Annotated in this window: 3 protein-coding genes; 2 read left to right on the forward strand and 1 reads right to left on the reverse strand. The window is 63.9% G+C overall.

Features of this window, described 5'->3' with window-relative positions; all coding sequences use genetic code 11:
- Positions 1-641, forward strand: a 641-nt coding sequence (locus tag VJS90_RS00390; RefSeq protein WP_324118019.1) for a trypsin-like peptidase domain-containing protein, incomplete at its 5' end; no start/stop codon positions are given.
- 12 nt (positions 642-653) lie between these two features.
- On the opposite strand, the gene VJS90_RS00395 is transcribed toward VJS90_RS00390, so the two are convergent.
- Positions 654-1,778 carry a HAMP domain-containing sensor histidine kinase gene (locus VJS90_RS00395; RefSeq protein WP_324118021.1) on the reverse strand — a complete coding sequence of 375 codons (1,125 nt, stop codon included), beginning with the start codon at positions 1,776-1,778 and terminating at the stop codon, positions 654-656.
- A 185-nt stretch (positions 1,779-1,963) separates the two neighbouring features.
- Here VJS90_RS00395 and VJS90_RS00400 point away from each other — a divergent pair, with 185 nt between their 5' ends.
- On the forward strand, positions 1,964-2,878 hold the full coding sequence (locus VJS90_RS00400; RefSeq protein WP_324118022.1) for an alpha/beta hydrolase: 915 nt from the start codon (positions 1,964-1,966) through the stop codon (positions 2,876-2,878).

Here is a 2,878-nt window from a genome sequence, read left to right on the forward strand (position 1 = left end):
TCAGTGGGTGCAATGGAATGCCGACCAATTTTGTTTCCGACCCGGTTTATGACCAGGCCTTCGTAGTCACCTCAGGCGCGCCGCTGCCGATGCTGCTGATGGCTACCGCCATCCAGTGGAACGAGGATTACGCCGTCACCGCCAAGCACACCCCGTTTCTGTCGGGCGTGGTGCACGAAGGCGTGGGCGACGTGGTGTTCTTCAGGCACAAGGCCAGCCATGTGCCACTCTGGCGCCAGTCGGCTACGGGCGAGGCGGTCACGGCCGTGGGCTTCAACAGTTTCATGATGCCGGTCAAGGGCGAGGGCCATACCCTGCCCGGCCTGGTGCGGCTCGAAGGGACCAAGGGCGGTGTGTTCTATTCGGTGCATGATGGCCCGACGGTGAAGGGCATGTCGGGCGGACCGGTGTTCGCCGAGGATGGCAAGGTGGTCGGCATTACCATCGCCTACATTTCCAACAGCGATGTCGCCAAGCTCAAGCGCCCGGACCTGGCTGGCAGCTCACGCTTGAGTGTGTTCATGCCCTACAGCGAAATCGCCCAGGAATGGCAGCGGTACCAGTATCGCCTGGCACGCAACGCCAAGCCGGTGCAGCCACCGGCGCCGGTTAGGGGCTATATCGCGACCGCGAGCAAATGAATCCGTGCCGGCTCAGGCTGCCGGCAGGGTCACCTGGAATCGCGTGCCGTGCTCCTGCGTCGACTCCACCGCGATCTTGCCGCCGTGCCCGGAGACGATCTCGGCGGCAATGAACAACCCCAGCCCCAGCCCGCCCACGCCGCCTGCCCGGTTATCCGAATAGCGTGAAAAGCGCCCCTGCGGATCGAACAGCAGCGGGATGGCGCTGGCGGGTATCGGGTGGCCGAAATTGCGGACGTCAAAGCACGCAAGCCCCTCGCTCCCTCTCAGGCTCACATGGATCGGCCGGTGCAGGTCGCCATGGCGCACGGCGTTGCCGATCAGGTTGGAAAATACCTGGGCCATGCGCAGCGGGTCGAAGCGTCCCGCCACCGGCTGGGTGTCGTTGAACACGATCTGCGCCATGGGGTGCCCGGCCCTCAGTTCGTCCACCACCGAGCGGCAGATAGCGTTGAGCTCCGTCGCCTGACGATTGACCGGAATACCGCTGCCCAGGTTGCAGCGTGCCAGGTCAAGCAGGTCGTTGACCATCTGGTTGGCCCGCCGCACGCTGGTCGAGATCTGCACCGCGATGTCCCGCTCGCGCTCGCCAAGCACCGGCGTCCTGCGCAGCAGGTCGGCGCCCATCATCACCGCGCCCAAGGGGGAGCGAAGGTCGTGGCCGAGCACGCCAAGCACCGTCTTGCGCGTGGTTTCCACCGCACGCCCATAGGACTGGATCGACTCGACCAGCGCCTGGTCGATGGCTTCGTTGAAACGGATCATGTCGTCGACCCGGTGCTCGTCGTGCTCAAGGTCCTGGGACATCCACAGCCGCAGCACGCTGGAGCGCAGGGCCCGGTATTCGGCGACCATCTGGTCCATGCTGAACCCATCCATGAGGCGCAGCAGCGCATGGGTCTGCGCGGCTGTCTCAGCCATGCTCTGCGGGCCCAGGCCGTGGGACTTGTCGATCTGCTGCTGCGCCGACTGGGGAGTGCGCATGTCGTGAGCGATGGTGGTGAGGATCTGTTCGGCGTGGTTCCTGAGTCCCTTTGGATCCAGCAGGGGCGGCGGGCTGCTGACGCTCCTTGCGAAGGATTCCCACGTGCGCAGGATCGCTTCGAGATTGTCCAGAATGAACGTCGACAGGCGCATGGCTGACCTCTTGGTGGTTCACGCGCGACATCATGCCAGGCAGCGCTGCTGCCCAGGCACTCTCGAGGCCGCTTGTTCAGGTCAGTAAAGCCTAGGACAAGATTCCGGGGCTCACCACCCTGCCGCCAGCCCCTGCCGATGGCATCCTTGGCTGATCCCGTGTCACGACCTATTCTCAATAGCTCATCGCAGGGAAGCCGACCTCTGGCGCAGCAGTTCGCCCCCAAGGAGCCTGTGCACAGCACCCATATCACAGAGGAGCAGCGAGCATGGCTTATGTCACTACCCAAGACAGTGTCGATATCTTCTACAAGGACTGGGGCCCGCGTGACGCCCAGGTCCTTTTCTTCCACCATGGCTGGCCCCTGAGCGCGGACGACTGGGATGCCCAGCTGCTGTTCTTCCTGCAGCAAGGCTTTCGCGTGATTGCCCATGACCGCCGTGGCCATGGGCGTTCGAGCCAGGTCTGGGATGGCCACGACATGGACCACTACGCCGACGATGTCGCCGCCGTGGTGCGGCACGCCGGCATCGGCAAGGCGGTGCACATCGGCCACTCGACCGGCGGCGGCGAAGTGGTGCGCTACATCGCCCGGCATGGCGAGGAACGTGTCGCCAAGGCGGTGCTGATCGCCGCGGTGCCGCCGCTGATGGTCCGCACAGAAAACAATCCAGGCGGCCTGCCGAAATCGGTGTTCGACGATTTTCAGTTTCAGGTGGCGACAAATCGCGCGCAGTTCTACCAGGATGTGCCAGCCGGGCCGTTCTATGGCTATAACCGGCCTGGAAGCGAGGCGCGCGAGGGAGTGATTCGCAACTGGTGGCGCCAGGGCATGATGGGCAGCGCCAAGGCCCACTATGAAGGCATCAAGGCCTTCTCTGAGACCGATCAGACCGAAGATCTGAAGGCGATCACGGTGCCGACGCTCGTCCTGCAGGGCGATGATGACCAGGTCGTGCCCTACAAGGACGCAGCACTGGTGCAGGCCAAGCTGCTCAAGAACAGCTCACTCAAGATCTATCCGGGCTTTCCCCACGGCATGTGCACGGTGAATGCAGACGCGATCAATGCCGACCTGCTCGCCTTCATACGCGCGTGA

This window comes from Pseudomonas sp. (assembly GCF_035277045.1).
Lineage (GTDB): Bacteria > Pseudomonadota > Gammaproteobacteria > Pseudomonadales > Pseudomonadaceae > Aquipseudomonas.